This is a genomic window from Sporomusa aerivorans (assembly GCF_041428895.1).
Classification (GTDB): Bacteria; Bacillota; Negativicutes; order Sporomusales; family Sporomusaceae; genus Sporomusa; species Sporomusa aerivorans.
Genome location: NZ_CP156926.1, coordinates 6,130,850 through 6,157,548, shown reverse-complemented (window position 1 = coordinate 6,157,548; position 26,699 = coordinate 6,130,850). Strand labels below are relative to the sequence as shown.

The 26,699-nt window shown below is 49.7% G+C and carries 26 protein-coding genes, 1 tRNA gene and 1 other RNA gene; 27 read left to right on the top strand and 1 reads right to left on the bottom strand.

Going from position 1 to position 26,699, the window contains the following annotated elements:
- Positions 1 to 435: 435 nt before the first annotated feature.
- The gene (locus SATMO3_RS29310; RefSeq protein ID WP_371374828.1) at positions 436 to 1,374 is read right to left on the bottom strand and encodes a LysR family transcriptional regulator; all 939 of its coding nucleotides are present in this window, start codon (positions 1,372 to 1,374) and stop codon (positions 436 to 438) included.
- A 274-nt stretch (positions 1,375 to 1,648) separates the two neighbouring features.
- On the opposite strand from SATMO3_RS29310, the gene SATMO3_RS29305 reads away from it, so the two are divergent.
- The 27 genes from SATMO3_RS29305 to SATMO3_RS29175 all read left to right on the top strand — a co-directional run bounded on the left by SATMO3_RS29305 (position 1,649) and on the right by SATMO3_RS29175 (position 26,627).
- The gene (locus SATMO3_RS29305; protein WP_371374825.1) at positions 1,649 to 2,758 is read left to right on the top strand and encodes a uroporphyrinogen decarboxylase family protein; all 1,110 of its coding nucleotides are present in this window, start codon (positions 1,649 to 1,651) and stop codon (positions 2,756 to 2,758) included.
- Positions 2,759 to 2,789: 31 nt separating this feature from the next.
- Positions 2,790 to 3,977: an MFS transporter gene (locus tag SATMO3_RS29300; protein WP_371374822.1), complete on the top strand. Its 1,188-nt coding sequence runs from the start codon at positions 2,790 to 2,792 to the stop codon at positions 3,975 to 3,977.
- Between the two features lie 101 nt (positions 3,978 to 4,078).
- The gene (locus SATMO3_RS29295; RefSeq protein WP_371374820.1) at positions 4,079 to 5,218 is read left to right on the top strand and encodes an acyl-CoA dehydrogenase; all 1,140 of its coding nucleotides are present in this window, start codon (positions 4,079 to 4,081) and stop codon (positions 5,216 to 5,218) included.
- 55 nt (positions 5,219 to 5,273) lie between these two features.
- Complete coding sequence (gene caiB, locus SATMO3_RS29290) at positions 5,274 to 6,485, top strand: L-carnitine CoA-transferase (protein ID WP_371374817.1); 1,212 nt, start codon at positions 5,274 to 5,276, stop codon at positions 6,483 to 6,485.
- Positions 6,486 to 6,497: 12 nt separating this feature from the next.
- A complete protein-coding gene (locus SATMO3_RS29285; protein ID WP_371374814.1) occupies positions 6,498 to 7,271 on the top strand; it encodes an electron transfer flavoprotein in 774 nt (257 codons plus the stop codon).
- Positions 7,272 to 7,296: 25 nt separating this feature from the next.
- A complete protein-coding gene (locus SATMO3_RS29280; protein ID WP_371374811.1) occupies positions 7,297 to 8,253 on the top strand; it encodes an electron transfer flavoprotein subunit alpha/FixB family protein in 957 nt (318 codons plus the stop codon).
- Positions 8,250 to 9,545 carry an FAD-dependent oxidoreductase gene (locus SATMO3_RS29275; protein ID WP_371374808.1) on the top strand — a complete coding sequence of 432 codons (1,296 nt, stop codon included), beginning with the start codon at positions 8,250 to 8,252 and terminating at the stop codon, positions 9,543 to 9,545. Before SATMO3_RS29280 ends, SATMO3_RS29275 begins: the two co-directional genes overlap by 4 nt.
- On the top strand, positions 9,542 to 9,823 hold the full coding sequence (locus SATMO3_RS29270) for a ferredoxin family protein (RefSeq protein WP_371374805.1): 282 nt from the start codon (positions 9,542 to 9,544) through the stop codon (positions 9,821 to 9,823). Before SATMO3_RS29275 ends, SATMO3_RS29270 begins: the two co-directional genes overlap by 4 nt.
- Before the next feature lie 27 nt (positions 9,824 to 9,850).
- A complete protein-coding gene (locus tag SATMO3_RS29265; RefSeq protein WP_371374802.1) occupies positions 9,851 to 11,032 on the top strand; it encodes an MFS transporter in 1,182 nt (393 codons plus the stop codon).
- Positions 11,033 to 11,061: 29 nt separating this feature from the next.
- Positions 11,062 to 11,913, top strand: a complete 852-nt coding sequence (locus SATMO3_RS29260) for a methyl-accepting chemotaxis protein (protein ID WP_371374799.1) — start codon at positions 11,062 to 11,064, stop codon at positions 11,911 to 11,913.
- A 152-nt stretch (positions 11,914 to 12,065) separates the two neighbouring features.
- The gene (locus SATMO3_RS29255; RefSeq protein WP_371374795.1) at positions 12,066 to 13,454 is read left to right on the top strand and encodes an S-layer homology domain-containing protein; all 1,389 of its coding nucleotides are present in this window, start codon (positions 12,066 to 12,068) and stop codon (positions 13,452 to 13,454) included.
- A gap of 63 nt (positions 13,455 to 13,517) precedes the next feature.
- Complete coding sequence (locus SATMO3_RS29250) at positions 13,518 to 14,627, top strand: uroporphyrinogen decarboxylase family protein (RefSeq protein ID WP_371374792.1); 1,110 nt, start codon at positions 13,518 to 13,520, stop codon at positions 14,625 to 14,627.
- Between the two features lie 458 nt (positions 14,628 to 15,085).
- Complete coding sequence (locus tag SATMO3_RS29245; protein WP_371374789.1) at positions 15,086 to 15,193, top strand: Spo0E family sporulation regulatory protein-aspartic acid phosphatase; 108 nt, start codon at positions 15,086 to 15,088, stop codon at positions 15,191 to 15,193.
- Positions 15,194 to 15,392: 199 nt separating this feature from the next.
- On the top strand, positions 15,393 to 15,572 hold the full coding sequence (locus SATMO3_RS29240) for a hypothetical protein (protein WP_371374786.1): 180 nt from the start codon (positions 15,393 to 15,395) through the stop codon (positions 15,570 to 15,572).
- A gap of 465 nt (positions 15,573 to 16,037) precedes the next feature.
- The gene (locus tag SATMO3_RS29235; protein WP_371374784.1) at positions 16,038 to 16,460 is read left to right on the top strand and encodes a hypothetical protein; all 423 of its coding nucleotides are present in this window, start codon (positions 16,038 to 16,040) and stop codon (positions 16,458 to 16,460) included.
- A gap of 506 nt (positions 16,461 to 16,966) precedes the next feature.
- Positions 16,967 to 17,056, top strand: a tRNA-Ser gene (locus SATMO3_RS29230).
- 14 nt (positions 17,057 to 17,070) lie between these two features.
- Positions 17,071 to 17,253: signal recognition particle sRNA large type (gene ffs, locus SATMO3_RS29225), an RNA gene on the top strand.
- 211 nt (positions 17,254 to 17,464) lie between these two features.
- Positions 17,465 to 20,521 carry an EAL domain-containing protein gene (locus tag SATMO3_RS29220; RefSeq protein WP_371374781.1) on the top strand — a complete coding sequence of 1,019 codons (3,057 nt, stop codon included), beginning with the start codon at positions 17,465 to 17,467 and terminating at the stop codon, positions 20,519 to 20,521.
- Between the two features lie 29 nt (positions 20,522 to 20,550).
- Positions 20,551 to 21,582, top strand: a complete 1,032-nt coding sequence (locus SATMO3_RS29215) for a TRAP transporter substrate-binding protein (RefSeq protein WP_371374778.1) — start codon at positions 20,551 to 20,553, stop codon at positions 21,580 to 21,582.
- 196 nt (positions 21,583 to 21,778) lie between these two features.
- Complete coding sequence (dnaX, locus tag SATMO3_RS29210; RefSeq protein ID WP_371374775.1) at positions 21,779 to 23,545, top strand: DNA polymerase III subunit gamma/tau; 1,767 nt, start codon at positions 21,779 to 21,781, stop codon at positions 23,543 to 23,545.
- Between the two features lie 23 nt (positions 23,546 to 23,568).
- Positions 23,569 to 23,895 carry a YbaB/EbfC family nucleoid-associated protein gene (locus SATMO3_RS29205; RefSeq protein ID WP_371374773.1) on the top strand — a complete coding sequence of 109 codons (327 nt, stop codon included), beginning with the start codon at positions 23,569 to 23,571 and terminating at the stop codon, positions 23,893 to 23,895.
- A 2-nt stretch (positions 23,896 to 23,897) separates the two neighbouring features.
- Entirely contained in the window at positions 23,898 to 24,491 is a 594-nt protein-coding gene (gene recR / locus SATMO3_RS29200; protein ID WP_371374770.1) for a recombination mediator RecR, read from the top strand.
- Between the two features lie 53 nt (positions 24,492 to 24,544).
- Positions 24,545 to 24,784 carry a YaaL family protein gene (locus tag SATMO3_RS29195; protein WP_371374768.1) on the top strand — a complete coding sequence of 80 codons (240 nt, stop codon included), beginning with the start codon at positions 24,545 to 24,547 and terminating at the stop codon, positions 24,782 to 24,784.
- Positions 24,785 to 24,903: 119 nt separating this feature from the next.
- Complete coding sequence (locus SATMO3_RS29190) at positions 24,904 to 25,200, top strand: DUF2508 family protein (RefSeq protein ID WP_371374766.1); 297 nt, start codon at positions 24,904 to 24,906, stop codon at positions 25,198 to 25,200.
- Positions 25,201 to 25,241: 41 nt separating this feature from the next.
- Positions 25,242 to 25,529 carry a pro-sigmaK processing inhibitor BofA family protein gene (locus SATMO3_RS29185; RefSeq protein ID WP_371374763.1) on the top strand — a complete coding sequence of 96 codons (288 nt, stop codon included), beginning with the start codon at positions 25,242 to 25,244 and terminating at the stop codon, positions 25,527 to 25,529.
- 52 nt (positions 25,530 to 25,581) lie between these two features.
- Positions 25,582 to 26,271 carry a hypothetical protein gene (locus SATMO3_RS29180; protein ID WP_371374760.1) on the top strand — a complete coding sequence of 230 codons (690 nt, stop codon included), beginning with the start codon at positions 25,582 to 25,584 and terminating at the stop codon, positions 26,269 to 26,271.
- Positions 26,272 to 26,393: 122 nt separating this feature from the next.
- Positions 26,394 to 26,627 (top strand): hypothetical protein, encoded by a 234-nt coding sequence (locus SATMO3_RS29175; RefSeq protein WP_371374757.1) that lies wholly within the window; start codon positions 26,394 to 26,396, stop codon positions 26,625 to 26,627.
- Positions 26,628 to 26,699 lie beyond the last annotated feature (72 nt).

The window sequence follows — 26,699 nt, the reverse complement described above, 5'->3', positions numbered from 1 at the left end:
GTCACCTCGGATGTTCTTACCAAATATTTTATAATTAGCTAACGCAATAAGATAGCAAACTAACGAATATTGAGAAATATATCGAGCTTAATATTGACAGTAACGAAATTCGTTAGTATACTTTTGGTAACGGATTCCGTTGCCAAGGAATAAGGAGGTGCAAAAAGGTGTAGCAAAATGTAGATAAACACGAAGATTCAATGGTTCCTAAAATGAAAAAGTAATCAGCTAAATTTATCAATATTGACACGTTGCGCCAAGAAAGAAATTTGATATAGAAGCCGATGAAAATCATTACGAATATGTTTGGTATTGTTGGAAGTTATTTTTTTGATGTTTAACTAACGAATATCGTTATAAATGAATTGATGATCAGTCAAAAGCGGCCGTTCTAATGAAACTGACTAGATCGGACAATAACAATATTTTTGGCCGCTAGCAGTAAGAAACGGCCTGAGGCCGCTGGCGTTGGGACAACCGGTTGATCTGGTTCAGTTCTTCGGCAAACAAGGGGATAGCTGGGTTGGGGTTTTTACTGTCCCACATAATCGTCATATTACCGTAAGCTTCTTTTCCGTTCATAAAAACAAAACGGATACCGCCTGAACGCAACTGATTGGCGCGCAGCAGGACGGGATCGCCGACCATAAAGGAAACACCGATGCCCGCCTGGACTTGCCAAAGCATGGTGTCAAAATTGGCGGATTTGCAAACGACATTTGGTATGAAGCCGGCTTTTTCACACTGCTTGTGAAACCAGTCGAAGGCTTGCGGATATCTGCTTTTGTCAATGAGAATAAAGGGCTCATCGGCCATGTCGGTTAGTGAAAGGCAATGCTTATTGACATAGGGATGCTTGTGGGGCAACAGAAAGCCCAGCCTGTCCCTGCGGACCACCTGAAAGGAAAACCTGGATTTCAGTTCATTGCCCATAAAGCCGGTGAACCCGATATCAAATTCGCCGCGGGCCAGGGCTTCCTCGATCCGGCTGAGGGGAAGAACCCGGATATCTAAGCTGATATTTGGATACAGCGTCTTAAATTTTCTTATCGCCAGCGGCAAGATCGCATATTCAACGCCAATACAGCCAATTCTTAGCACGCCCCGGAGGCCGCTGTCAGCTTCCCGCGATTTGTTGAAAATAGCATGCATCTTGTCCATAAGCGGTTCAACTTCCTGCAATAAAATGTGGCCGGCGGTTGTTAATCGAACAGTGCGGTTATTGCGGATGAACAGCTGAACGCCCAACTCTTTTTCCAAAACCGCGATTTGCCTGCTTAGAACTGATTGGCCAATATAAAGCTGCTTGGCGGCTTCGGTGAAATTCAAATGATGAGCCGTAACAATGAAGGAGCGCAAGAAAGAGATATCCATTTACCGTTGTCTCCTTTCTATGTGTGAAATATTTAAAATATTGATTCAATTATAGATTTCCCCTGCCAGCTTTGCAACGATTTACCATCTAATTTACGCATTACCAATGAACAGCTTTTTGAATTTTACGGGCTTTTGGTTTGGCTTTATCATAGTACTAGACTTAAAAATCAGAATATAGAAAAAGCTTTTGTCGCTGATGAGAGAAGGGAGGATTGCGATTATGCGGCAGTAGGAGTAAAGAAAACAATATTAACAGAGGAGATGCTAAATCATGCAAACAGGAGAGCAGTTATACGACGAGCACTGGACAAGGCTTACGCTGGCCGCATCCATGCAGCAGCCGGACAGGACCCCGGTTTACCTGCATGCCGGCCCCTTTGCCGTCAGGCAGGCGGGCGGGAAAATGGCCGACCTAGTCACCCATATTGAGTATGGGCAGGAGCTGGCCCTGCAAGGATTGTTGGCGCTAGGCGATATTGACGGCGCCGATATTGTCGAATACCCGGTTATTGCAGGTGTTCCTTTTCTGGGGCACACCAAGCTACCCGGACGTGAGTTGCCGGAGGATATGCAATGGCAAATTGATGAACGCGGTGAGATGACCGAGGACGATTACGACACCATTATCAATAAAGGCTGGAATTATTTCTTTGCCGACTTTTGCCAACGGCATCTGGGCAATGCGCTGGCCGAGCTGCAATATTTTAGTCAAGTAAAAGACGCGGCGGAAAAGAAGTTTAAAGCCGCCGGCATTGTACAATTGTCAAGCATCTTTGCCGGTCCGGCCTTTGGCGCCATTTGCGGCGGCCGTTCTATCAGCAAGTTTATGCGTGATTTACACAGGATTCCCGATAAGGTGGCGGCTGCTCTGGAGGCGGCCATGGAAGACAGAATCGCCAACTTTCAGCAGCAGATACATGCGGCTGACAAGCAGTTTTCCGTCATTCTGGCAGTGGGCCGCGGGGCGGGGGATTTTCTGACCAGGAAGGCCTTCGACCGGTTCGTATGGCCGCATATCAAAAAAATGGTGGAAGTAATGGCGGCGGAAGGGGTGTTTATCCATCTGCACATGGATATGAGTTGGGATCGCTTTTTGGATTATTTTCTGGAATTGCCTAAAGGCAAGTGTATTTTTGCCCCTGACGGTTCTACCAATATGACTAAGGTAAAAGAGGTACTGGCAGGGCACATGTGTGTTATGGGTGACGTTCCCGCTGCCCTGTTAACCCTGGGGACCCCAGAGGAGGTCTACCGGTATAGCAGGAGCTTGGTGGATGATTTCGCCCCCACCGGTTTTATTATGGGCGCCGGCTGCTGTGTACCGCTTAATGCCAGGCCGGAAAATGTTAAGGCAATGATTGCAGCCGCTGCCGGCAAATGACCTTAATTTTATCCAGGAGAGTGAAGGGGAAATGAGTGATAAAAAATACGGCTTTGTTACCAAAGCCGCGGTACTGTCCGTTGCGCTGCTGATGTATACTACGGCAACGACAACTCCGGCCCTGGGGGCCATCGCCAAGGCGTTTCCTGACGTAAGCCCGGATACGGTAAAACAGATCGCCTCCCTGCCTTCATTGATGATGATCGCCGGCTCGCTGCTTACCGGACAGTTGGAACGCTTCATGACTAAAAAGGCTATTTTGTATGTATCCATGACCGTACAGCTTGTTGCCGGCATAATTCCCGCTTTTTACGGTGATATGGCCCTGATTTTGGTTTGCCGGGCTTTTTTCGGGGTTGGCTATGGACTGGTATTCCCGCTGGCGTCTTCGCTTATTGCTGATTTGTTTGACGGTCGCGAGCGGGATACGCTCATGGGACTTAAAAGTGCCGTAGGTGCCGCCGCCGGCATTGTCTTTCAGATGCTGGGAGCGTATTTGGCAGTTATCTCCTGGCGCCATGCATTTTTAGGCTTCCTGCTGATCATCCCTATTTTTCTGATGATATTCTTTAAACTGCCTGAGCCTGAGAAAAAAACGGCGCCGATGGCCGCCGACGGTGCTGTCCAGGCCCGTTTGACACCGGCAACCTGGTATATTTGCCTGCTCAACCTGATTTATAACCTGATCCAGTTCTCTTTCATGACCAATGTAGCCATTGTTATGACAACCGCCAAAATCGGTAATGCCATGCAGGCTGGTATGGTGCTGACCGCGTTTACGGCCGCCGCTTTTGTGGCCGGTCTGGCCTATGGTAAGGTAGCGCAGGTTTTTAAGCGGTATACGGTTGCCCTGGCGGTGGGGCTGGTGGGCCTGGCCTTCCTAATGCTGCTCAATGTGGATACCTATGCCCTGTTTCTTGTAGCCGGAGCAATTTTCGGTCTGGGGTTCGGCACCTATAACCCGGCCGTCACTTTGCTGCTGATCGGCACGGCTCACAAGTCCGCCGCCACACTGGCCTTATCATTTTTTGTCGCGTTGATGGGGGTGGGACAATTTTTATCGCCGATTGCGTTGGGCTTTCTCACCAAAATGCTTGGCTTTGCCGGTCCCCTGGCTGCCTGGCAGCTGGCGGCGCCTGCTTGCCTGGCAGCCGCTGTGATATTGACACTGGCAGCAGCTTTTAACAAACCCAAGCACGAGGGAACGGTAACGATGTAGTTTTTTGCCCCGTTGATTACTGTGCCGGCCAAAGCGGTGGCAGCAAGTCAGAAGAATGATGGCAAATCCCGGGCCGGTGGGAGGGATAAAGGAGGAAAAGAATGGATTTTAAGAAAACCGAAGAACAGGAACTGTTGCTGGAAAGCCTGCGGGAACTGATTGCCCGTGACGGTTCGGAGGAGTATTTCCGGGAATGTGATGAAAAGCATCATTATCCCGAGCGGTTTATGAAAGCGCTGCTGGACGGCGGTTTTGGCCTGCTGGGCATACCGGAGCAATACGGCGGCACTGAGGTGGATAATCTGACGTTAATGATGGTGGCGGAGGAACTGACGAAAGCCGGTGTACCCAGTTACCTGTACGGCAATGCGCTGCCGGTTGACGATATGCTTACTTTCGGCAGCGAAGAACAGAAAAAAATTACCATGGAATATGTTAAGCAGGGGATTATGCCTTTTTGCTTGGGCTTTAGCGAACCGCAGGCCGGTTCGGACAGCAGTGCGATCGCAACCACCTATACCCGCAGTAAGGGTAAAGTTTATATTAACGGTCATAAAACCTTTATTACCGGCGCCAGCCGATCGCCGTATATGCTGTGCATGGCCAGGGACCCTGCCGCCACTGATCCAACCTTTACCATGTGGTTTTTGCCCATGAATGCCCCGGGAATAACGGTGGAGCCTTTGCCCAAGCTTGGCATGAATATGGTGGACAGTTGCGAAGTCTACCTGGATAATGTCGCCGTGACCGAGCAAGACTTAGTTGGCGTAGAGGGAAAGGGTTTTGTCCAACTGATGAAAAATTTTGAAATCGAGCGCCTGATGCTGGCGGCAGCGACAATGGGGGCCGCAGAGTGTGCTTTTGCCGATGCTGTCCGCTATGCCAACCAACGGCTGCAGTTTGGCAAGAAAATCGGCCAGTTCCAGTTAATTCAGGAAAAGCTGACCTATATGGCCATTAAAATTGAAAACATGCGTAATATGATCTACAAAACTGCCTGGGAAAAGGATAACGGTATTTCAATAAAAATATCGTCGGCGCTGGCTAAGCTGTACTGCGCGCAGGCCGCTTTTGAAGTTATTGATGCCGCCATGCAGATCCTCGGCGGCATTGGTTACACGACAGATCACCGCATCTCCCGGCTGTGGCGGGATGCACGCGTGCAGCGGATTGCCGGCGGCACCGACGAAATTATGGTTCACATCGCCGGCCGGGCTATATTAAAAGAATACGCCAAGTAAACCAGGGAGTAATGCAAGTGTTTTTCTATTAGAGAAATGCAGGGGAGGAAAATTTATGGCAACTAGAGCAGTTGTACCGGTCTTCGGGGCATTATCAGGCGTGAAAGTGCTCAATGCGTCGCTGACGATAGCCGGCCCGTTTGCAGCGCAGATGATGGCCGACTTCGGGGCCGATGTTATTTGGCTGGAGAGTCCCTTAATGATGGATATTGCGCGTACCGGTTCGCAAATGCTGGGGCAGCAGGACCGCCGCAACCAGCGGACCATATCGCTCAATATCCCTTCGCCCGAGGGACGCGAAATATTTCTCAGGCTGATTAAGGCCGCCGATATCTTTATAGAAGCCTCGAAAGGCGGCCAGTATGCCAAGTGGGGGCTGACTGACGAGGTGCTGTGGGAGCATAACCCGGCATTGGTTATTGTCCATATTTCCGGCTTTGGCCAGGACGGCATCAAGCGGCATGTGGCCCGTCCCTCCTTTGATCCCATTGCCCAGGCTTTTGGCTGCTTTATGAATCTGAACGGCTTCCCGGACCGGCCGCCCATTGCCGCCGTGCCGTTTGTCGCCGATTATTTTACCGGGCTGTTTGCTTTGGGCGGAGCGCTGGCGGCCTTGTATAAGGCCAGGGAAACCGGCCGGGGCGACAGCATTGATGTGGCCCAGTATGAAACCATGATCCGCCTGCAGCCTTATCTCCTGGATTATATGAATCTGGGAGTTAAACCCCGGCGCGAAGGCAGCCAAAGTGCGGTGCTGGCCGGCTGGGGCAGTTTCCCCTGCCGGGACGGCCAAAACATTTTTATCGCCATCGGCGGCGGCGGTGTTCTTAAGAATGCCCTACAGTTCTTAGGGCTGGAGTTCGGGTCAGCCGAGTTTCCCAGTAACAAACCCAATGTCTTCCGGGATACTCCCGGGGGCGTTCTGCTCACTAAAAAACTGGAAGAATATTGTACTGCCAAAACAGCCGCCGAGGCTGAAGACGAACTTATCGACGCCGGTGTTCCCTGCAGCATCATTATGGATTATGACATGGCCGTAACCCATCCGCACTATCAGGCCCGCGAAGTCTTTATCGAGTGGGAAACCATGGCCGGCCAAAAAATAAAAGGCATCAATACCTTCCCGAAATTTAAAAACAACCCGGGGAAGGTCTGGCGGGCCATGCCCGGGATTGGCATGGACAATGAGGAAATCCTGGCGGATCTGGGGCTGACGGACAGTGAAATACAGAGCTTATATGAGAAAAAGGTAATTGTAAAAAGATAGGCGGTGAACCGGGTGAATGTAATAGCCTGTTACAAAGTTGTGCCTGATGAACAAGATATTGTTGTCTGTCCGGACCGGACCCTGTCCTTTGCGCAGGTCGAGTGGAAAATTGGCCAGTACGATTTACCGGCGCTGGAGGCCGGGCTGCAGCTTGTCGAGGCTGTAGGGGGAAACCTATCGGCGCTCAGCGCCGGTTCCCGGCAATTGGAAAATTCCAAGCTGAAAAAAGGAGTTCTGGCCCGCGGGCCGGCGGAGCTGTTCCTGGTAGTCGATGAAGCCTTGGCCGGCGCCGACTCTCATCAGACGGCCCGGGTGCTGGCGGCAGCTGTTCAAAAGATCGGTGGCGCCGATCTGATATTGTGCGGTGAAGGCTCCGCCGATCTGTATGCCCAGCAAGTGGGTGCGCAACTGGGCGAATTGTTAAACCTGCCGACAGTCAATGCTGTCAGCCGGCTTACGGTTGAGGGCAATAAACTTATTGCCGAGCGTACCCTGGAGGAGGTGGTGGAAGTACTGGAAATCCAGTTGCCGGCCGTTGTCGCGGTGACTACCGATATGAATCAGCCACGCCTTCCGGGAATGAAAGAAATTCTGGCGGCCGGGAAAAAGCCTGTTACCGAGTGGCAGTTGACCGATATTGACGTGACCGGGGGGCTGAGCCGGCCCGTCACGGAAGTTATCAGCACACTGGCGCCGCTGCCGGCCGAGCGCAAACGGCTTATTTTCGAAGGCGAATCCGAGGAAGTAATCGATCAGTTTTATACATGTCTGCGAAAGGTACTGTAGCTATGAAAGGAGGAATTTGTCGCTGATGCATGCAGTGAAAAATGTATGGGTATTGGCTGAAAAACTAGAGGTCTTTGCTGAACTTTGCGCCGGGGCGCGGCAGCTTGGCGAGACCATATCGGCCTTGCTGATCGGGACTAAGAGCGAGGCCGGACTACTGGCCGGCGGAATTGCGGACCGGGTCTACTGGCTGGAGAAAACATCCTCTGACGGTATGCTGGAGGATTATGTGCCGGCATTATCTGAACTCCTTGCCGGGCAGCGGCCGGAGGTGCTCTTAGTGGGTGCCGGCAAACGGGGCAGGCTGATGGCCGGTCGCTTGGCAGCGCGGTTAGGGACCGCTGTACTTAGCGATGTTACGGAATTTGTAATCGTCCAGGGCCGGCTCCAGTGCAAACGACTGGTCTATGGCGGTACGGCTGTCCGCACCGAGAAGGCGGCTTCAGGCACAGTCATTGCTATTGCCGGCAGCGGTGCCTTTAATACGGCGCCTGCTGTTGCCGCTCCGCCGGGTACTATTGCCAGTGTGGCTGCGGGTGCGCCGGGGACGGGAATAAGGTGTCTGGAAAAACGGCCTAAAGGCGGGGTAAAAGTTAATTTAGCGGCCGCCAAACGGGTACTGGCCGTCGGGCGGGGAATCGCCGCGCCGCAAGACCTGAACATGATCACGGAATTCGCCGGCTTGATCGGCGCTGAGCTGGGCTGCACCCGGCCCCTGGCCGAAGGCGTTAACTGGCTGCCCCGGGAACGCTATCTCGGTGTGTCCGGCGTTATGTGCAAACCGGAAGTCTATATTGGGGCAGGCATCTCCGGCCAGGTGCAGCATATGGTCGGCTGTGACCAGGCCGGGACAATCTTTGCCATTAACAAGGATAAAACGTCCCCGATCTTTAGCCAGGCCGATTACGGGGTGGTTGGCGATCTTTATACAATAATTCCGGCCTTGATCGAAAAATTAAAAGGGAAACAGGCAGCACCATGAGCAGCAGTAAATATGAAGTGATTATTATCGGGGCCGGACCGGCCGGGCTGGCTGCCGCCTGTAAGCTGGCCCGGGCCGGAGTGGAAGTTGTGGTGGTTGAACGCGGCGATTATCCCGGCAGTAAGAACGTAAGCGGCGGCGCTCTTTACAGCCGGGTGCTGGACAAACTCATTCCCGGCTTTTGGCAGGAGGCACCGGTGGAACGCTATGTTACCAGTTACATTACTTCCTTAACCACCACCGATGATTACATTAATCTGGAATATAGGGGCAAAGCGCTGGGAGACACGCCTTATAACGCCGTCTCGGTATTGCGCGGCAAGTTTGACCGGTGGCTGGCCGAACAGGCGGAAGCGGCCGGGGCGATGATCGTTACCGGGATAAAAGTGGAAAATGTGCTACAGGACGGCCGGCGGGTTATTGGCATTTGTACCGGCGAGGAGGAAATGCTGGCAGACGTCGTCATTGCCGCCGACGGCATTAACTCTTTCATCGCGCAGGCGGCAGGCTTGCGCGGGCTGATCAAACAGGAGCATTTATCTGTCGGCACCAAGGCCCTGATTGAATTGCCGCAGGATCTGCTGGAGGAACGGTTCCGGCTCAAGGGAAAGGAAGGCGCCGCGTATGCCATTGTCGGCGCAGCCAGCCGCGGGGTGGCCGGCGGCGCTTTTCTGTACACCAACCTGGCCAGCATCTCCGTAGGAGTGGTGTTGCGTCTGGACGATTTGGTCAGGCAGGCGGTCCAGCCGGCCGATGTTTTGGATGAACTGCTGGCACATCCGTTGGTTGCGCCGCTGGTTAAAGACGGAAAAATGGTAGAATATGGCGCTCATCTCACCGGGGAAGGCGGCCTGAACATGGTGCCGTCCAGGCTTTATGCCGCTGGCCTGCTGATTGCCGGTGACGCCGCTGGCTTTACAATCAACAACGGTTTGGTTATCCGGGGGATGGATCTGGCCATCGCTTCCGGGTTGGCCGCAGCCGATACCGTAATTCAGGCTAAAGCCGGCAATGACTTTAGTGAGAACGCTTTAAGCGGTTACCTGCAAAATCTTGATCAGCTGGTTATGCGGGATATGAAGCTTTATGCCCGGATGCCGGCGTTTATGGACAACCGGCGCCTGTACACCCAATATGCGCCGCTTATTACAGATGTCCTTGGCAAAGCCTACCGGCATAACCTGGCGCCGAGGGAGCATTTATGCACCATTGCCGGAAAATCACTGCGCGCCAGCGGCATTTCCCTGCTGAATGTAATCAAAGACGGAATAAAGGGGGCGCGGGCTCTATGAACCGGCTGAGTCTGGCAGATAAGCTGGCTTTGGACAAATTTGCGGTAGATGAGGGCAAGCCCCATATCAGTATCAATAATGAGCTTTGTCAAACCTGTACGGACAGGGCCTGTCTGCGGGTTTGTCCGGCAGGCCTTTACAGTGAACAGGATAACGGGATTATTGTCGAGTGGGCCGGGTGTTTGGAATGCGGTACGTGCCGGGTGGTCTGCAGTCCGGGGGCGATTACCTGGCATTATCCCCGGGGCGGCTTTGGCATTGTTTACCGCCAGGGCTAGAATAGCAGCCGGGAGAGGAAAGAGGACATGAAGGAAAGTGAATTAAAAACCAAAGCCGCTGTATTGTCGGTCGCCTTGCTCTTGTATACCGCCAGTCTGACAACACCGGCCATTGGCGCCATTGCCCGGGCTTTTCCCGGCGTGAGCCCGGAACTGGTCAAGCAAATTGCGGCTTTACCGCCGCTAATGACCATTTTAGGGGCGCTGATTACCGGGCAGTTAGAGCGGTTTGTCAGAAAGAAGACTATTCTGTATTTGGCGATTACCATTGAGTTTCTGTTCGGTGGCATCATCCCGGCTTTATACGGCGACATGACTTTCATTCTAATTTGCCGTGCCATTTTTGGCTTGGGTTATGGTCTTATTTTCCCGTTGGCGTCCTCGCTTGTCGCCGATTTGTATGAAGGGCGGGAGCGGGATAGCATGATGGGCCTGAAAAGCGCCGTCGGGGCCGCGGCCGGTATTGTATTTCAGATGATCGGCGGTTATCTGGCGGTGATTTCCTGGCGCTATGCATTTTGGGGATTTTTATTGCTTATACCCATATTTATCGTGATTGCCCTGGTGCTGCCTGAACCGGTCAGGAAACCTAAACCGGCGGCCAGCGACTCGGCTTTCTGCGGACTGACACCGGGCACCTGGTACCTGTCCGGCCTGAATTTGTTATATAACATTATGATTTTCTCGTTTATGACCAATGTGGCTATTGTAATGGCCGAGGGAAAAATCGGCAATGCCGCCCAGGCAGGGCTGGTGCTTACCGCCTTTACAACCGGTGCCTTTGCGGCCGGTTTGTTCTATGGGAGAATAGCCCGGATTGCCGGCCGCTATACTGCGGCGCTGGCAGTCGGGCTGGTTGGCCTGGCCTTTCTGCTGCTTATCCGGGTACATACCTATCCGTTGTTTGTCCTGGCCGGCATTATTTTTGGCCTGGGCTTCGGCATTTACAATCCGGCGCTTACGTTGCTGGTGGTCGGCAGTGCCCATCCCTCGACAGCTACCCTGGCCGTATCCGTATACATTGCTTTTCAGGGCATCGGCCAGTTTTTATCGCCCATTGTGCTGCTCTATATCACCACGGCGCTTGGACTGCACGGCCCGCTGGCGGCCTGGACGGTTGCCGGTCCGGCGCTGCTTGCCGCCAGTATGGTTATTATCCTGCTGACGGCCTTGCTCAAGCCTAAACACAGGCCGGTGATTCCCGGATAGTGCCTCATGCTTAGAAAGAAGGTGAATGTATGAGACAATCCCGGCTGGAATGCCTGCAAACCGTTCTGCCGTTACTGCCGCTGCTGTTTGTGGAGCCGGTCAGCATTTCCTTAATTGACCTGGAAACGTTAGTGGTTATTGACAAGGTGGAGCATCCCAGCCTGCAAAACTTGACAACCCAACTGCCGCCAAGCTTTCGCGAGACGAAATCTTATAAGGCATTAACAGCCGGACGTCAGGTCGTGGTCCGTATTCCCAAAGGTGTTCACGGCAGTCTGGTCGCTAATGTTACCATCGGTGTACCGGTTTTTGATGATGATAACAAACAGGTGGTGGCCTACATCGGTGTGGTCTGTTCCACCGAAAAGTATGATGAGCTTATTAATTCCGGACAGGAGATCCTAGCCGCTGTCGAAGAACTGGCTGCTTCCACCGAGAGCCTGGATCTTAGCGGCCGGCAGCTCGCAGCCATGGCGAAAAAAATGAACGCCGATACAAAGCAGGTAAAGGAAGATGCGCTTGCTGTCGGCAGTATATCCAATGAAATAAAAAAAATCTCTGTTTCGACCAATATTCTGGGGATAAATGCCGCGATTGAGTCGGCGCGGGCGGGAGAACTGGGGCGGGGGTTTAACGTTGTCGCCACAGAGGTGCGGCAATTAGCGGAGAATACCAAGAACTCGGTTATTGATATTGAAGCCAAAATTAAGCATGTACATCAGTCGATTACCGGACTTACCGGCTCCATTAAAGCCATGAGCGATTACTGTGAAACACAGGCTGCAGGGATTGGAGAACTAAAACTGGCATTAGCCCAGATTGCGCGGATGGCGGAAAACCTTGTCAAGCTGGGCACTGTCGATATGGCTGATAAAGGTTGACTACGGGTAGATTTTCTCTGCTTTGCAATCGCTAAGCTCTGGCGGGCTGCCATTGCACCAATACATGCTTATTGACCAGGGAAGGAGGGGCAGCAGACCGATAGCACGGGGGTCCTACAAGCAAATTTATAAATGTAAAGGTGGGGGAGAACATGAAAAAAAGTATCATGGCATTACTTATAGTGGCTATCATTTGTATTGCCGGGGTGGCGCTGGCAGCTGCCAATCCCTTCGATGACGTGCCGGAGAACCACTGGGCGTATGCGGCCGTGAATAAGCTGGCGAAAGACGGGGTGATTGACGGCAGCGGTTACCGCATTTTCGGAGGTGACAGGCCTATGACCCGTTATGAGATGGCGCTGGTGGTTGGCAAAGCAATCTCAAATGCCGCCAAAGCAGACGCCGAGAATAAGGTGCTTATCGACAAGCTGAGCAATGAGTTTCAGACAGAGCTTGAGAATCTTGGTGTACGTGTCAAGGCATTAGAGAAAAAGAGTGAAAAACTAACCGTTTCCGGTTTCCTGCATCTCTCAGAACAGGTATGGCGCAACTCCGGTGTTTATGAGGGCAGTTATTTCGCCGCCGGCAAAAATCCCGGTTACGGGTCGGAAAGCCCCCATGCGGATGACGGGCAATGGCTGGCCCTGGGAGTCGATCTGTTTACCAAATACAAAGTCAATGACAAATGGCAGCTGGTTATTCATGACGATCTTACCCGGGATGCGCAGAGCGGCAGTTTCGCTGTCAATTCAAGCGCCTCCGACGGCCTGCTTTCCGGGCAGCAACGCGGTTGTGAAATATATGCGCTGGGTACTACCGGCGTTACTAATGTCAAGGTTGGTAAATTTGATTATGTACCGGTCTATGGCATGTTTTTATGGCCTGATAACAAAGCCGTTGTCGGAGCCCAGTTCTCGGTGGGTAATCCTCAGGCCCTGAAGGCAACGGCAACCTATGGCTATTTGCGGAAAAGCTGGTCAGGCACCACGGTTAACCCGCGCATTCTGTCCGGCACTACCGATAACCGCTATGCCGCCCTGGAACTCACGGCAGCCATTGCCAAGGACGCCAATATCAAAGCGGCCTATCATATGGTTAGAAACGACGGCAACTATACGAATTCTTTAAGCGGGGCCACTGATGTGGTCAAGCCCTATGCCACTGACATGCGATTCTGGGAATTAGGCGCAGACAAGATGCTTACCCCGAAACTGAAACTATACGGAGAAATTGAACGCTCCAATGCCGACTCCGAGAACAAAGCGTTTATTGTCGGCCTTACTTACGGCAAAGCCGATATTAATACTCCCGGGTCATTCTCCATTACCGGCCGCTATGTTCACTGGGATGTTAACTCCTCTGTAAACCATGGTACCTGGATGGCTGGCCAGGCTCACGGGGCAAAAGGTCCGGAACTCGCCTCGAATTTTATTATTGATAAAAATATTGGAATTATGACCTGGATTAACTACATGTCACCCACCGACGGAACTTCCGGTAAAATCAGAACCATAAAAACTGAACTGGATTTTTATTTTTAACACATAGCGGCTTATAGGCTGCTGACAGCAGTGAGTAAAGAAAAAGAACAGGAGCGAGGAAGAATGAAACCTACGCAAGCTTTGCTTGAAGAGCGTACGGCGCGGGTCAGAAAGGCCATTAACCTGGAAAAGCCTGACCGGACCCCGCTGCTCCTTACAGCCGATGCCTTTTGCGCCAACCATTTGGGTGTTAAAATGTCTGATTTTGTGTTTGATGTAGAACTTTCGTCAGCAACCATTTTTAACTCTCTACAAAGGCTGGGCGATGTGGATGGTACCGGCGGCGCCTTTTGCGGCGCGCGTCTATTTCCCCTGATGGCCTATGCCAAAATGAAATTGCCGGGCGTGGAACTGCCGGACAACGCATTTTGGCAGGTTGACGAACAAGAGATAATGACAGAAGCTGATTATGACACTATTTTGGAAAAGGGCTGGAATGCTTTTAGTCAGGAACTGCTGGTAAACAGGCTGAAACTGCCGGTGGCGGACTTAATTGCCGCAACGGCCAAGCTGCCTAAGCTTCGGCAAAATTTTGTTGACGCCGGCTATGTGGTTTATATCGGGGCCGGTGCATCTATTACGGTTAACGAATATCTCAGCGCGGCCCGTACATTTCCCAAATTCCTGCGGGATTGCTTTAAAATGCCGGATAAAGTAGAGGCGGTACTGGATGTAATATTGGCAGAAACGCTGGAGAAAATCCGGAGCCAGATCCGTAATGCAAACTCGCTGGTGGTATTTGTGTCGCCTTCGCGGGGAGCCAGTCAATTCTACTCGCCTAAATTATGGGAACGATTTATCTGGAAATACCTCAAAGCCACTGTTGACGCTATTATTGCCGAGGGGGCTATCGCCAATATTCATATTGACGGTAACTGGGAACGTGATTTGGCGTATTTCAAAGCCTTCCCTAAAGCCAAGGCGGTATTTGAAACCGACGGCGCCACTGACATATATAAGATCAAAGAGGTATTGGGAGACCGGATGTGCATTAAGGGGGATGTCCCGGCCGCCCTGCTTACGGTCGGCAGCCCGGAGCAAGTCTATGACTACTGTGTGAAACTGATCAGGGATATGGGGCCGGGATTCATTCTGGCCACCGGCTGCACCGTACCGCCGAATGCCAAGGTGGAGAATGTAAAAGCCATGGTGGCGGCCGCCACCGGCAAGTAAAGATATAGAGCTACCGGTGCAGTAGCGCCGGTAGGCAGGTCTTAAAGATAATTGCATACTAGGGCAGTTAGTGAATGTTACAGCCCTCGGTGCATGGCGCCGAGGGCTGTAACATTCATAGTATGAGCAGATATTCCAGCCTACTTTGGTAGAACAAATGCGGGGTGACGACTGCATAACCTTGAACAAAGGCGGCGCACCTAAACCGATATTTCTGGTGCAGGGTATATAATGTAGAAACAGGGGGATGAAATAGAAGACATTTATGGGATATATTGGAGAGTAGTTACAAGTAGATAAGCTACCGGTCAAGTAAGGGCTAAAAAAAAGCTTGGGTAACGGCCTACAGACCTTACGTTACGGGAAGGCTGCCAGTTATGTTATGGATTCCTTTTAGTGAATGAAAGACCTGCGGGTTATTATGTATAGTATCCGGGAACATTATCTAGGGTGATAATATGGATCAAATTGCAGAGATTGAGGCCATAATTGAAAAATTGCGGATTCGTTTGCACGATACGGCCCGAGGTAAGTGTTTTACCGATCCGGAAGTAGTAAGGAGTTGAATAAACTACTCAATGAGTATGAGCGCTTAATCAGCAAGAAGTGTAGATAATTTGACGGTAGATGCCAGTGTACTTTACCCCTGTATGTGTTACAGGTACTAAAGAATATGAATTATAATTACGTATTGACAATTATTATTTTTTACGTTATATTTATTCCAAGGAAACATTTTCATATTGTTTCAGGGAGATGATTACAATGGCAAACGTCTATTGCTATAAAGGATATTGTGATGATAGCCGCGAGGAAGGAAAATTAGCAGCTTCAGATAAATTTTTAATCATAGGCGGATATGTTTTAGTATTGGCGGCGCTTATAGGTATCACATTATATGGAGTATCGCAGGGAATCTACGTAGATCCAGTATTGCTGCCGTAGTTAAAAGCCCCGGTCAAAGGTTTATTTGATCGGGGCTTTGCCTTGTCAAACGTGCAGAAAAAATGGTTCTCTGTAAGCTGCAACCCGGCGGCAAGAGAGCCATTGCCATATTCTGAGTAATTACTTGCCCGGTAGTTGAGGCTTGTCCGGGGTATTTTTCTCTTTTGCGCTTTCGCGATTGGCGTTATACTTTGGATCGCCGAAAGTAACTTTTTTTGATTTATCTTTTATGTCTTGCTTGAATAGAGAAATAACAATCACCTCCTGCTGTTAGTTTGTCCTGAATTACCAAATTTAAACTAGAGTCAAAAATGCATTGTGACGTAAGCTGCTGCAGACAGGTGCATTCTCTCATAAACTATTTTTTTGTCTAAAACAGGGACAAAAGTAGTGCAAATTTAGGACTTTGTTCCTAAAATGTGTTATAGTTTTCGTATAGGAAGTATTTTGGAGGTAAGTATTCTTATGCGAATAGCAGTATTTGACGATTTAATTAATAAGAAAAATGCCGTAGACAGCCCGGAACCTTTACAGGCTGAAGCTGCAAAAGATATGAATTTTAGCAATTGTATAAACTGCCCCGGACTCTGTCTAAAGTGTATAAAGCATCTATTTGACACGATTAATGTTAATTTTAGCGAAAATAGCTGCCGCCTAGTCTATGTTTTGAGCGGTAAGATAAGACTTGTTTTTCCCAATGCACAAATGGAAAAACAGCTTGACGCCAATGGCATAATGTTGATATCTAATGAGACGAAAGTAATAATTGAGAATGAAGATGATGTCCTGGCAAACTTCGTAGTTAAGTGCCTGGATGTAGTAAAGGCAAAAATATCGGAAAACATAGATCCCTTAAACTGTAGTATGGGAAGAATGATATCAACCTGATTGAACAATTTCAAACTATCCTAAACGAGGAGTGAAGTGGCGTGTTTTTAGCTCGCGAATTGGCTAAGCAGCAGTTGCCCCGGCGACGAAATCCCTGGCTTGTGCGAAGCTGCATAGTGGGAATCCTTCTGCTGGCATATACAGTTGTCGTCTTAGGTTTTCGTTAATTTTTAATGCTGGCAGGTTTAACTGCATTCTTCATAATGCGTAGTTTTCTTGGTCTGATGTTATTTACTGGAACGGAGTTTTTTCGGCGTAAACGGCAGAATGAATAATGCAGATTCTACCTGCTAAAATGGAAATAAAATGTCTCTGGACAAGATAGAACGCCTGATATATAATAAAAAACGTTGCTGCTGTACTTTTCCCGGGCCGGCAAGTTGACAACCGCCCTGGTAATAGATATAATAAGACGGTAACTGATAAAAAAACTGTGTAGATTCCAGTTTTTACAGCTTGCAATGTTTGGACAAATAAGATATAATAATATCCTGTTGAGAGCACCTGGAGAGATGTCCGAGTGGTTGAAGGAGCACGCCTGGAAAGCGTGTGTATTCGAAAGGGTACCGAGGGTTCGAATCCCTCTCTCTCCGCCATAAATACCAAACAATCGGGCCGGCATCGGCTTTTTGTTTTCTAGGCCGGGCTATAGTAATGCCGGGTCTTACGCAATAGGAACTCATGAACCGCGTCAGGTCCGGAAGGAAGCAGCGCTAAGTGACCATTCTTATGTGCCGTAAGGGCGCCTGGTGGTTGCTATGGTCCGTCGTGGAAAGCAAGGCCGACGGCCCGGATTTTGAATAATGACTGATGAAAGCAGCCTAAAATAACGGCTGCTTTTTTATTTTTTCAATTCATTTTAGGCAGTTGATTACTATGACAAATTATTTGCTAAATTTTGTTATTTCAACAATGTTCGACATACAGGACAATGATAAAAAGGAAAGAATATTACAATACAGGATTTATATTATCAGTAATGGATTGCCAAGCAGGAGGCCACTATGATTCGCCAAAAAACGACGCTGTTGTTTAGCTGGATTATCGGCTTGAGCTTACTGGCGTTCGCATTCTTTAATATCGGCAACTACTATCTATTATCGAAAGATTATTATGAGCGAATTATAGTAGAAAATCGGATGCACACCGCGACTGTAGCTTTTGGTGTATCTTCTTTTTTTGATACTACCTACCGTGTTGTGGGGGAAATGGCTCAGGCCCTGGAGCTTCGTAATATGGAACCGGCGCAGCAACAGGGATTCATTGAAGAGCGTTTCTCGCAGCACGGTTTTTTTGATAATATTATTGTTCAACGTGTGCCGGACGGTATTCAGACGGCGCGGATCAAAGGCGACCTGATTTTTCAGCCCGAGAACTGGTGGTTTAAAAAAACGGTACAAGAGCAAAAACCTTTTGTCAGTTCTTCCTTTTATTCCTCCGGTTTTGATTTTAATCGGCCTGTCATTACCAATAGCGTCTGTTTTCCGGTTAGGCAAGGCGATACTATGGTTGCGGTTTTGGCCGGTATGCTGCGTACTGATGAACTGCAGGAATACGTTGGCCGCTATTACCGGGGTGATGATCGCTTTACCTATATACTGGATGATGAGGGAAAAGTCATCGTTCATCTGGAAAATGAAAATACCAGGGCGATACATAATTATAAAACGGGTAAAAAAGAACTGGTAGCTTATGATACAAGCGGCGTTCCGGCACTATACGGGAACGACTATCAATTGGAGCAGCAGGATTTTGCTGTTCCTGCCGGTTTTCAGAATGCGGTTTTGCAAGCCCTAAATGGTATTACCGGTGAACTGGAATATCAGGATGCTAAGGGAAACGTATTTATATGCAGTTTTGCGCCGGTGAGGATGCCCGGTTATTCGGCGTCCTGGGCAGCCGTCACTGTTCAGAGTAAAGACCGGGCGCTGGCTGCGCTGCGCGAAGCCGCAATGGCCAATGGTATGCTTTCCTTCGTAATATTTGCCGGGCTAACTTTTTTACTGCTGCGTCAAGGCCGGGAGATCGAGCAGGGGGTTTATAAGCTGGCGGAGAATAACATCGCGCTGGCAGCTGAAGTGATTGATCGCGTTCGGGTCGAAGCCGAGCTAACCGCAGCTAACGAGGAACTAACGGCTATGAATGGTGAACTGACGGTAGTTACCGGGCAGTTACAATATACTAACGAACAAATGATGCGCGAAATCGAAGTCCGGCAGAGTGCAGAGGGACAACTACGCCTTCGTGAGTGTCAATACCGGGCCATGGTGCAATTGTTGACAGACACCAATGCGGAATTAGATACCCAGATGCAAACAATACTGGATAGTGCGCTGCAATTGGCAAGTGCAGCGGATGGCTCAATTGCACTATTTGAGAATGAAGTTGCCATCATACGTTATGTGAGAGGAATACACACTCCGTTATTAGATACAAATCTGCCAATACAGGAAGGACTATTTCCCCGGGTCCTGCGGACCGGCCGCCTGCATTATGTCCGGGAATACCAGCGTTTCCCCGAGCGCAAACAGGGAGAACTGTGGAGAAATCTGCGTACAGCTGTAATGGTGCCATTACGGGATGAACAGAAAGTGACCGGATGTTTAATGCTTAGCTGGTCGGACACAATTCGCGAGATGGAAGCAGATGAACTGGAACTGCTGCAGCAGTATGCCGATTTAGCTTCACTCGCTTTATATGGCGCCCGCTTCCGGGAAAATTTGCGTCAGGAACTGGTGGAACGGAAGCTGTTGCATGAGAAGATAAGCTATATGGCTTTTCACGATACCTTGACCGGCCTACCCAACAGGGCCAGTCTGATGAACCGGCTGGAACTGGAATTGACGGCAAATGAAAAAGTTTTGCCGGCGGGTATGGTGATGTTTATTGATCTGGATGACCTGAAAAGTATTAATGATAACTTCGGTCATTCCGGCGGAGATCAGGTAATTGTAGATACCGGACGACAAATACGGGAATGTTTGGGCCATGATGTGTATATTGCCCGTCTGGGCAGTGACGGGTTTATCGTTTTGTTGCCGGAATATCAGGAGACAGCCGGCATTGCCCGGCTGGCGGAAAGACTTACAAGTCATTTACGCAGGGACTATTCCATCGGTGCTATTACCATACAGTTATCCTCAAGTATCGGTATTGCCAGATATCCGCAGGATGGTACTACTGTGGAAGAATTACTGAAAAAAGCAGATATGGCCATGTATGCTGCAAAAGCAGCCGGCAGAAGCTGCTGGCGCTTTTTTGATCCGGTAATGCTCAAAGATGCTCAGGAAAAACTGCTGTTGACCAACAGTCTGCGCCGGGCGGTGGAAAACCGGGAATTTACCCTTGTATATCAGCCTCAGGTTGAAATTGCCAGCGGCAAAGTGACTGGCTTTGAGGTGCTATTACGCTGGCATAGTCCCGAACATGGGAACGTTTCACCGGCAAAGTTCATTCCGCTTGCTGAAGAAAGCCGGTTGATTTTTTCCATCGGCGAGTGGATTTTGGGCAAAGCTTGTCAATTTATTGCCAAACTTACGCAGCTGGGGTATCCTAAACTGCGAGTGTCGGTCAATCTTTCGACTAAACAATTGGCAGATAAAGAATTGGTCAATATTATCCGCAGGCTGATTGCCCATGCCGGTTTTACGCCGCAGCAACTGGAACTGGAGATTACGGAAAGCGCGTTATTGACATCGCTGGAGGAGGGCGTAAGTACACTGCGGCAATTGGAAGGATTGGGACTCCGGATGGCACTGGATGATTTCGGCACAGGCTACTCTTCCCTTACCCACTTGCGGCTGTTTCCTGTAGAAACATTAAAAATCGATAAATCGTTTATCGATACAATTCCAGGCCCGGATGCCGTCCTGGTAAAGTCACTTGTGAAATTTGCCCAGGAATTAAATATGATTGTAGTGGCCGAAGGCGTGGAGCGTCAGGAACAGCTGGCTTATTTGGCAGACTGCGGCTGTAATATAATTCAGGGATATTTGATGAGCCGGCCGCTGCCGGAAAAAGAAGCATTGGAGTTTTTATTCGCTCGTAACTCAATTCGGTAATTTGTTGAATGAACTTGGGAGGAAGAGCAGTGCATAGGTTGCTTGCGTCTTTTATGATAGTATTGGCGGGAGCCTTCGTTATGGTGAGCGGGGTACTGACCGGTTGCTCACCTGCGGGGGGACGCGGTGATACAGCGTCCGGTTCAAAAGTTATTTTGAAACTTGGTACTGAAACGGCTGTTGGCTCGCCGGAAACCAGAGGAGCGCAGAAGCTAGCCGAATTAGTCAGGAAAAATTCAAACGGAACTTTGGAAATAGAAGTTTACGAGGATGCCAAACTGGGTACAATGAGGGAACGCAATGAGGGTATGCGGAGCGGCGCCATAGACATGGGAACCTCATCGGTAGGATTTCTGGCTAGCTATGAGCCTGTTGCCGGTATATTTGATCTACCTTATCTTTATACCGGCAAGGCGCATGAGATGCGGGTTTTTGACGGGGAGATCGGCAGGGAAATCGACCGCAGACTGCGGGAACACGGCCTCAGGGTTCTGTGCTATTTTGATGCCGGTACTCGCCAGATTACCAATAACATCCGGCCGATAAACACTCTGAATGATCTTAAGGGAATGCGGCTCAGAGTACCGCAGAGCGAGGCTAGTATTGAAGGTTTTAAAATACTTGGTGCAACGCCTACGCCTATGCCGTTTGGCGAAGTATATATGGGCTTGAACAAGAATGTGGTTTCCGGACAGGAGAATCCGGTTTCCTTAATCCTGTCCAATAATTTTTATAAGGTCCAGAAATATTTGTCGTTAACCAATCATCAATTGTTTATGCAGGTTTTACTTGTTAGCGAGAAATCCTGGCGAAAGCTATCAGCGGAACAACAGGCAATATTACTGACAGCGTCATGGGAGGCAGAAGTCTATGAACGGGAAATTGTCGCCCGGGAAGAGGTGGAATTGCTGAGCATACTTAAGGAAAAAGGAATACAGGTTAATGAGGTGGCTAATCAGGGCGAGTTTGCCGCCCGGGCAAAATCATTACAGGAAATATATATTAAACGACTAGGACAGCCTGCCAAAGATTTGTTTGAGAAAATTGATGCTTTACGCTAATAGTAAGCTCGTTTCGGCAAGCTGAAACGAGCTTACGTTACGAAAAAAAGTATGGTCAGCAGTTTCCGGTGAATATTCTATATATCAGGATGAACAAATAGATAAATTATTTTCCCGAAAAAGGGAATTATTTTAGTGGTGTTGAATATAAACCATCTAGCATAGCTGGAGTCTTTTCGGGTGAGGAGGTGGTAGGATGGCCTATGTAGCGTTGTATCGCAAATGGCGCCCCCAGGATTTTGATAATTTGGTTGGTCAGGAGCATATTAGTGTTACACTGAAAAATGCCATTGCTACCGGTAAAATTGCCCATGCCTATTTGTTTTCCGGGCCGCGTGGCACAGGCAAGACCAGTACTGCCAAGATTCTGGCCAAATCATTAAATTGTGAGCAGGGGCCAACATCCACCCCCTGTAATCACTGTGCCAACTGTGAAAAAATTAATGCCGGCTCATCAATGGATGTATTCGAGGTAGACGCTGCCTCCAACCGGGGGATTGACGAGATTCGGGACCTGCGGGAAACGGTTAAGTTTGCGCCGGTGGACGGTCGATATAAGGTATACATAATTGATGAAGTGCATATGCTGACAACCGAGGCCTTCAATGCGCTCTTAAAAACGTTGGAGGAACCGCCAGCCCATGTGGTTTTTGTACTGGCGACAACTGAGCCGCATAAAATCCCGGCGACCATTCACTCACGCTGTCAGCGTTATGACTTTAGACGGATCAGCGTTAGGGAGATTGAACAGCGTTTGGCGGCGGTAGCCGGGCAGAGCGGGATAGAGGCGGATGCCGAGTCGCTCAGACTTATTGCTGCTCAGGCTGACGGCGGTATGCGGGACGCGCTTAGCATTTTGGACCAGTGCGCTACTCTTGAAAAAGCTGCTGTCATAACAGCGGCGCATGTTCGCCAGCTCTTGGGCTTAATCGGGCATGAGTGGGTATGGCAGTTAACCGATGCCGTGGCAGCGCGGGACGCGCACAATGTTCTGGTAAAGCTTGACGAACTTATCAATATGGGCAAGGATGTGCGGCAATTGCTTGTTGAGATGGCGCTGCACGCCCGCAGTCTGATGTTGTATAAAGCAGCTCCGTCGATCGAAAATATTGAGGTATACAGTGATGATAAAGCTGTGCTTGCAGCCCAGAGTGCCAAGTTCAGCCATCAGGAACTTGTGACCATGCTTGATATACTGCACAACGCTGCCAACGAATCGAAATGGGCCAGCGAGCCGCGTATTGCTGTAGAGATGGCGCTGCTTACCCTGTGCCGGCGGTCTGAAGACAGCGACCTTGCCGCGCTGATGGAGCGGGTGGCGGCATTGGAAGCTAGATTAGCCGGCAGTCCGGCAACGGTGACAGAACGAGCCAGTGTTGGTATTGCCAGCCAGCGGCCTGTCGTCCCGCCGCGTGAGCAGCAAGCGCCGATTCCGGTGCAAGCGCCGGATGTTTCCCTTAGACAACAACAACCGCCGCCGCAAGCATCTGTTGCACCTGCTAAGGCGCCGGAGCCTGCGCCGGTGGAACCACCGGCAGGCAGCAATGTTGATAGCGGTAACCTGAAAGAGGTGTGGTCAGCCGTTCTAAAGGATCTTATGACCAGCGGCAAACGGTCGGTTCATGCTTGTGTCATGCAAGGGCAATTAGTTGGACTTAACGATACCCAGGCCATGGTGCGGTTTGCGGCTACATTTCCCAAGGAGCGTACCGAGAAGGACGATTACCGGGCGATTGTAGAGAAAACCCTGACGCAGGTTACCGGGCATCCGGTAAAACTAATCTGCTCGCTGGGGGTTGACATGCCGGCAGCCAAGCCAACCGTACCTGCGCCACAGGCGCCGCCCGGGCAGGCGACTCAGGCCGTTCAGTCAGCCGGTGAACATGATCCGGGTATGGACCACCCGGCCGTCAAGCAGGCGCAAATGATGTTTGGCGGCAAGGTAATTAAAATAGAAGAATAAAATTAGCTTAGGAGGCTGATACCATGTTTGGAAATATGGGAAATATGGCGGGAATGATGAAGAAGGTGCAGAAACTTCAGGCCGATATGGCTAAGCTGCAGGAAGAGCTAAAAGCCAGGACTATTGAGGTTTCTACCGGTGGTGGAGCAGTGAAAGTCACTGTGACCGGTGAAAAAAAGATCCAGGCAATTAAAATAGCCCCTTCTGCCGTTGATCCGGAGGACGTGGAAATGCTGGAAGACTTAGTGGCTGCTGCTGTTAATGAAGCCATGTCTAAAGTCGACGATATGATGTCGCAGGAAATGGGCAAATTAACCGGTGGTCTTAATCTGCCGCCGGGAATGTTTTAATAGTGAGCTATATTGCCCCCATTGCCAGGCTTGTGGAGCACTTTCGCCGCCTGCCCGGCATTGGGCCGAAATCGGCTGCCAGGCTGGCTTATCATGTACTTAAGATGGATAAAGCTCAGGCGACAGCGCTGGCGGAAGCCATACTGACTGCCAAAGAACGGGTAGGGTATTGCTCGGTTTGTTTTGACTTAACCGATACCGATCCTTGCCAGATTTGCCGCGCCGAAGTCCGGGATAAATCCGTTGTCTGTGTGGTCGAGGACCCCAAAGACGTTACTGCCATGGAACGCACCCGTGAGTTTAAGGGTTTGTATCATGTGCTGCATGGTTCACTTTCGCCGTTAGAAGGCATAGGGCCTGAGGATATTAAGATTAAGGAACTGCTGGCCAGGATCGGCGGCGGGGTTCAGGAGGTCATCATGGCTACCAATCCCAATGTTGAGGGTGAAGCAACCGCCATGTATATCGCCAAGCTTTTAAAGCCGCTCGGTGTTAAGGTTACCCGCATTGCTCATGGCTTGCCGGTAGGCGGTGACTTAGAATACGCCGATGAGGTCACCCTGTCTAAGGCGCTGGAAAATCGGCGCGAAATGTAGGCATGTTTATACCTGCCTGTTTATGGGAATACTATAAACAGGGGGAGATGTGCATGAAATCAGTAATCATGAATTTAGTTGGCGGCCTATTACCGCAACCTGCGCCTGTTTGCAAATGCCAACCCTTGGCGGAGCAGCTCGAACAGGCCCGGCAGGAGTGGCTTAGCGCCCTGAACTATTATAATGATGTTTCCGATGCCGACTTGGTGGATTATGCCGCCTATCTCATTCAGGCTGCAGAAAAAAAATATACATATCTGCTCAAACGCGCCCGCCAGGAAGGGATTCATTAACCACCGGCAGATCGTTTATACAAAATACCGGATTTTGTCCGGTATTTTTCATTTTTAAGGACTGGCCAACATATAGTGTGATAAGTAAACATTATAAGAATTATGTTGGAGGGATCAGGATGATGGTATGGCGTAGACTGCTGGGGCTGTGGAATAATGAGCGACCCGACTCGAGGGAGTCGGTTAATATGGCGGCCGTTGTCGATCAGGCCCGGAGAGACTGGCTGTATGCCCAAAATTACTACAAGACAGTTACCGACCCGGACTTGGTGGATTATGCAGCTTTTCTCATCAAGGCTTATGAAAGAAGATATATTTACCTATTAAAGAAAGCGCGTCAGGAAGGTTTTTATTACCCGAACGGCATGGCTTTGTCGGGGATAATGGATGCCGGAACTGTACGCCAGGTGCCCTGACGTGATAAAATATAAGCAAACTTTGCTTGAAAGGGGAACTCATGATGCATTTTTTACCGGCTGGCTTGGAATTTAACGTTATTGTCGCCTATGCATTTGGGATTATATTAATATATCTTATTGGCCGTATGTTTTTAATGCCGTTAAAACTGGTATTTAAGCTCATATACAACGGGTTAGTTGGGGGCGTAATGCTCTGGGCTGTTAACTTTGTCGGCGCCTATATCGGCTTTACGATTGGCATTAATCCGATCACTGCACTTATTGCAGGCTTCTTGGGGTTACCAGGAGTTGTTTTGCTTATTTTGTTTAAAATATTTATTAACTAGCAAGGCGGCAGACCTGGTGTAAGCCTATTGAATGGACAAGGAGTGTTGGCGATTGAATATTGTAAATAACACACAGCAGCCGGAGCCAATCATTGAAGCCTATGTTGGCGAGTATGCCAGCGGCAAAAGTGAAAACGCGGTAAACCGGGCCATTTACCTGAGAAAGCAAGGCTTACCGGTGACCATTGTGGATTTGGATACAGTAGAACCATGTTACACACTCCGGCCTATCAAAAAGGAAATGGAAGAACTGGGTATAGATGTTGTGGCCTGGGAAACCCGGGATACTACCGGTCTGGGTGAAGCGGGCAATGTAATTAAAGGGTCTATGCGCTGGGTGCTCAGGCGTAAAGGCAATATTATTATGGATGTGGGCTATGGTGTTCACGGCGCCAGGATCTTCAACCTGGTCGAAGGGGCCTTGGATAACCCCTATTTAAAAATTATTGCTGTACTTAATATGTCGCGTCCATTTACGTCCACGGTTGATAATATCCTGGATTACGTTGCGACGTTGGGACGAGTGGATGCTGTACTGAATAATACGCACATGGCGGAAGAAACCACTGTTGAAATTGTGCAGCGGGGTGCTGAAGGTGTAACCGAAGCAGCCAGGCTCTTAGGTGTGCCGGTGGTAGCCACCGCGGCGGTTACAGAAATTGCTGAACAGATTGGTCCCGCAGACTGTATGGGCAATCCGGTGTGGCAACTGGAACGTATTATGCCCAGAACATTCTGGTAGGGGAAAGATATACAACTTAAACAGGATTTTGTATGGGTAGTGTATGAATAGGTGCAGAAATCACTGGGCAAAATAGCCATTATCCATTTCTAAGCAAAGGTTAGTGACAGAAGGGGGATACTATGGCCACTATTGCCCAATTAGACGAAAAAATCAATAAAATTTACCGGGATATACAACAGGCGGTTGACCTGACAATTGAGATCAGAGCGCAATCACCTGAGCATAAAAATAATGCTGCTCAGCTTTGGGAAAGATTCCTTGGACAGTTTTTTAGTTATCTCAAACTGAGAAGCAGAGAGTCCAAAGACAATCTGTTAGCCGGAATATCCTGGACTCGCCTTAAACTTTTCTGAAAGTTGGCAGACAGTACATTTGACCATCGGATAGAATTCAGCTCCCTGTGGGCACTATAGGCAATAAGGGGG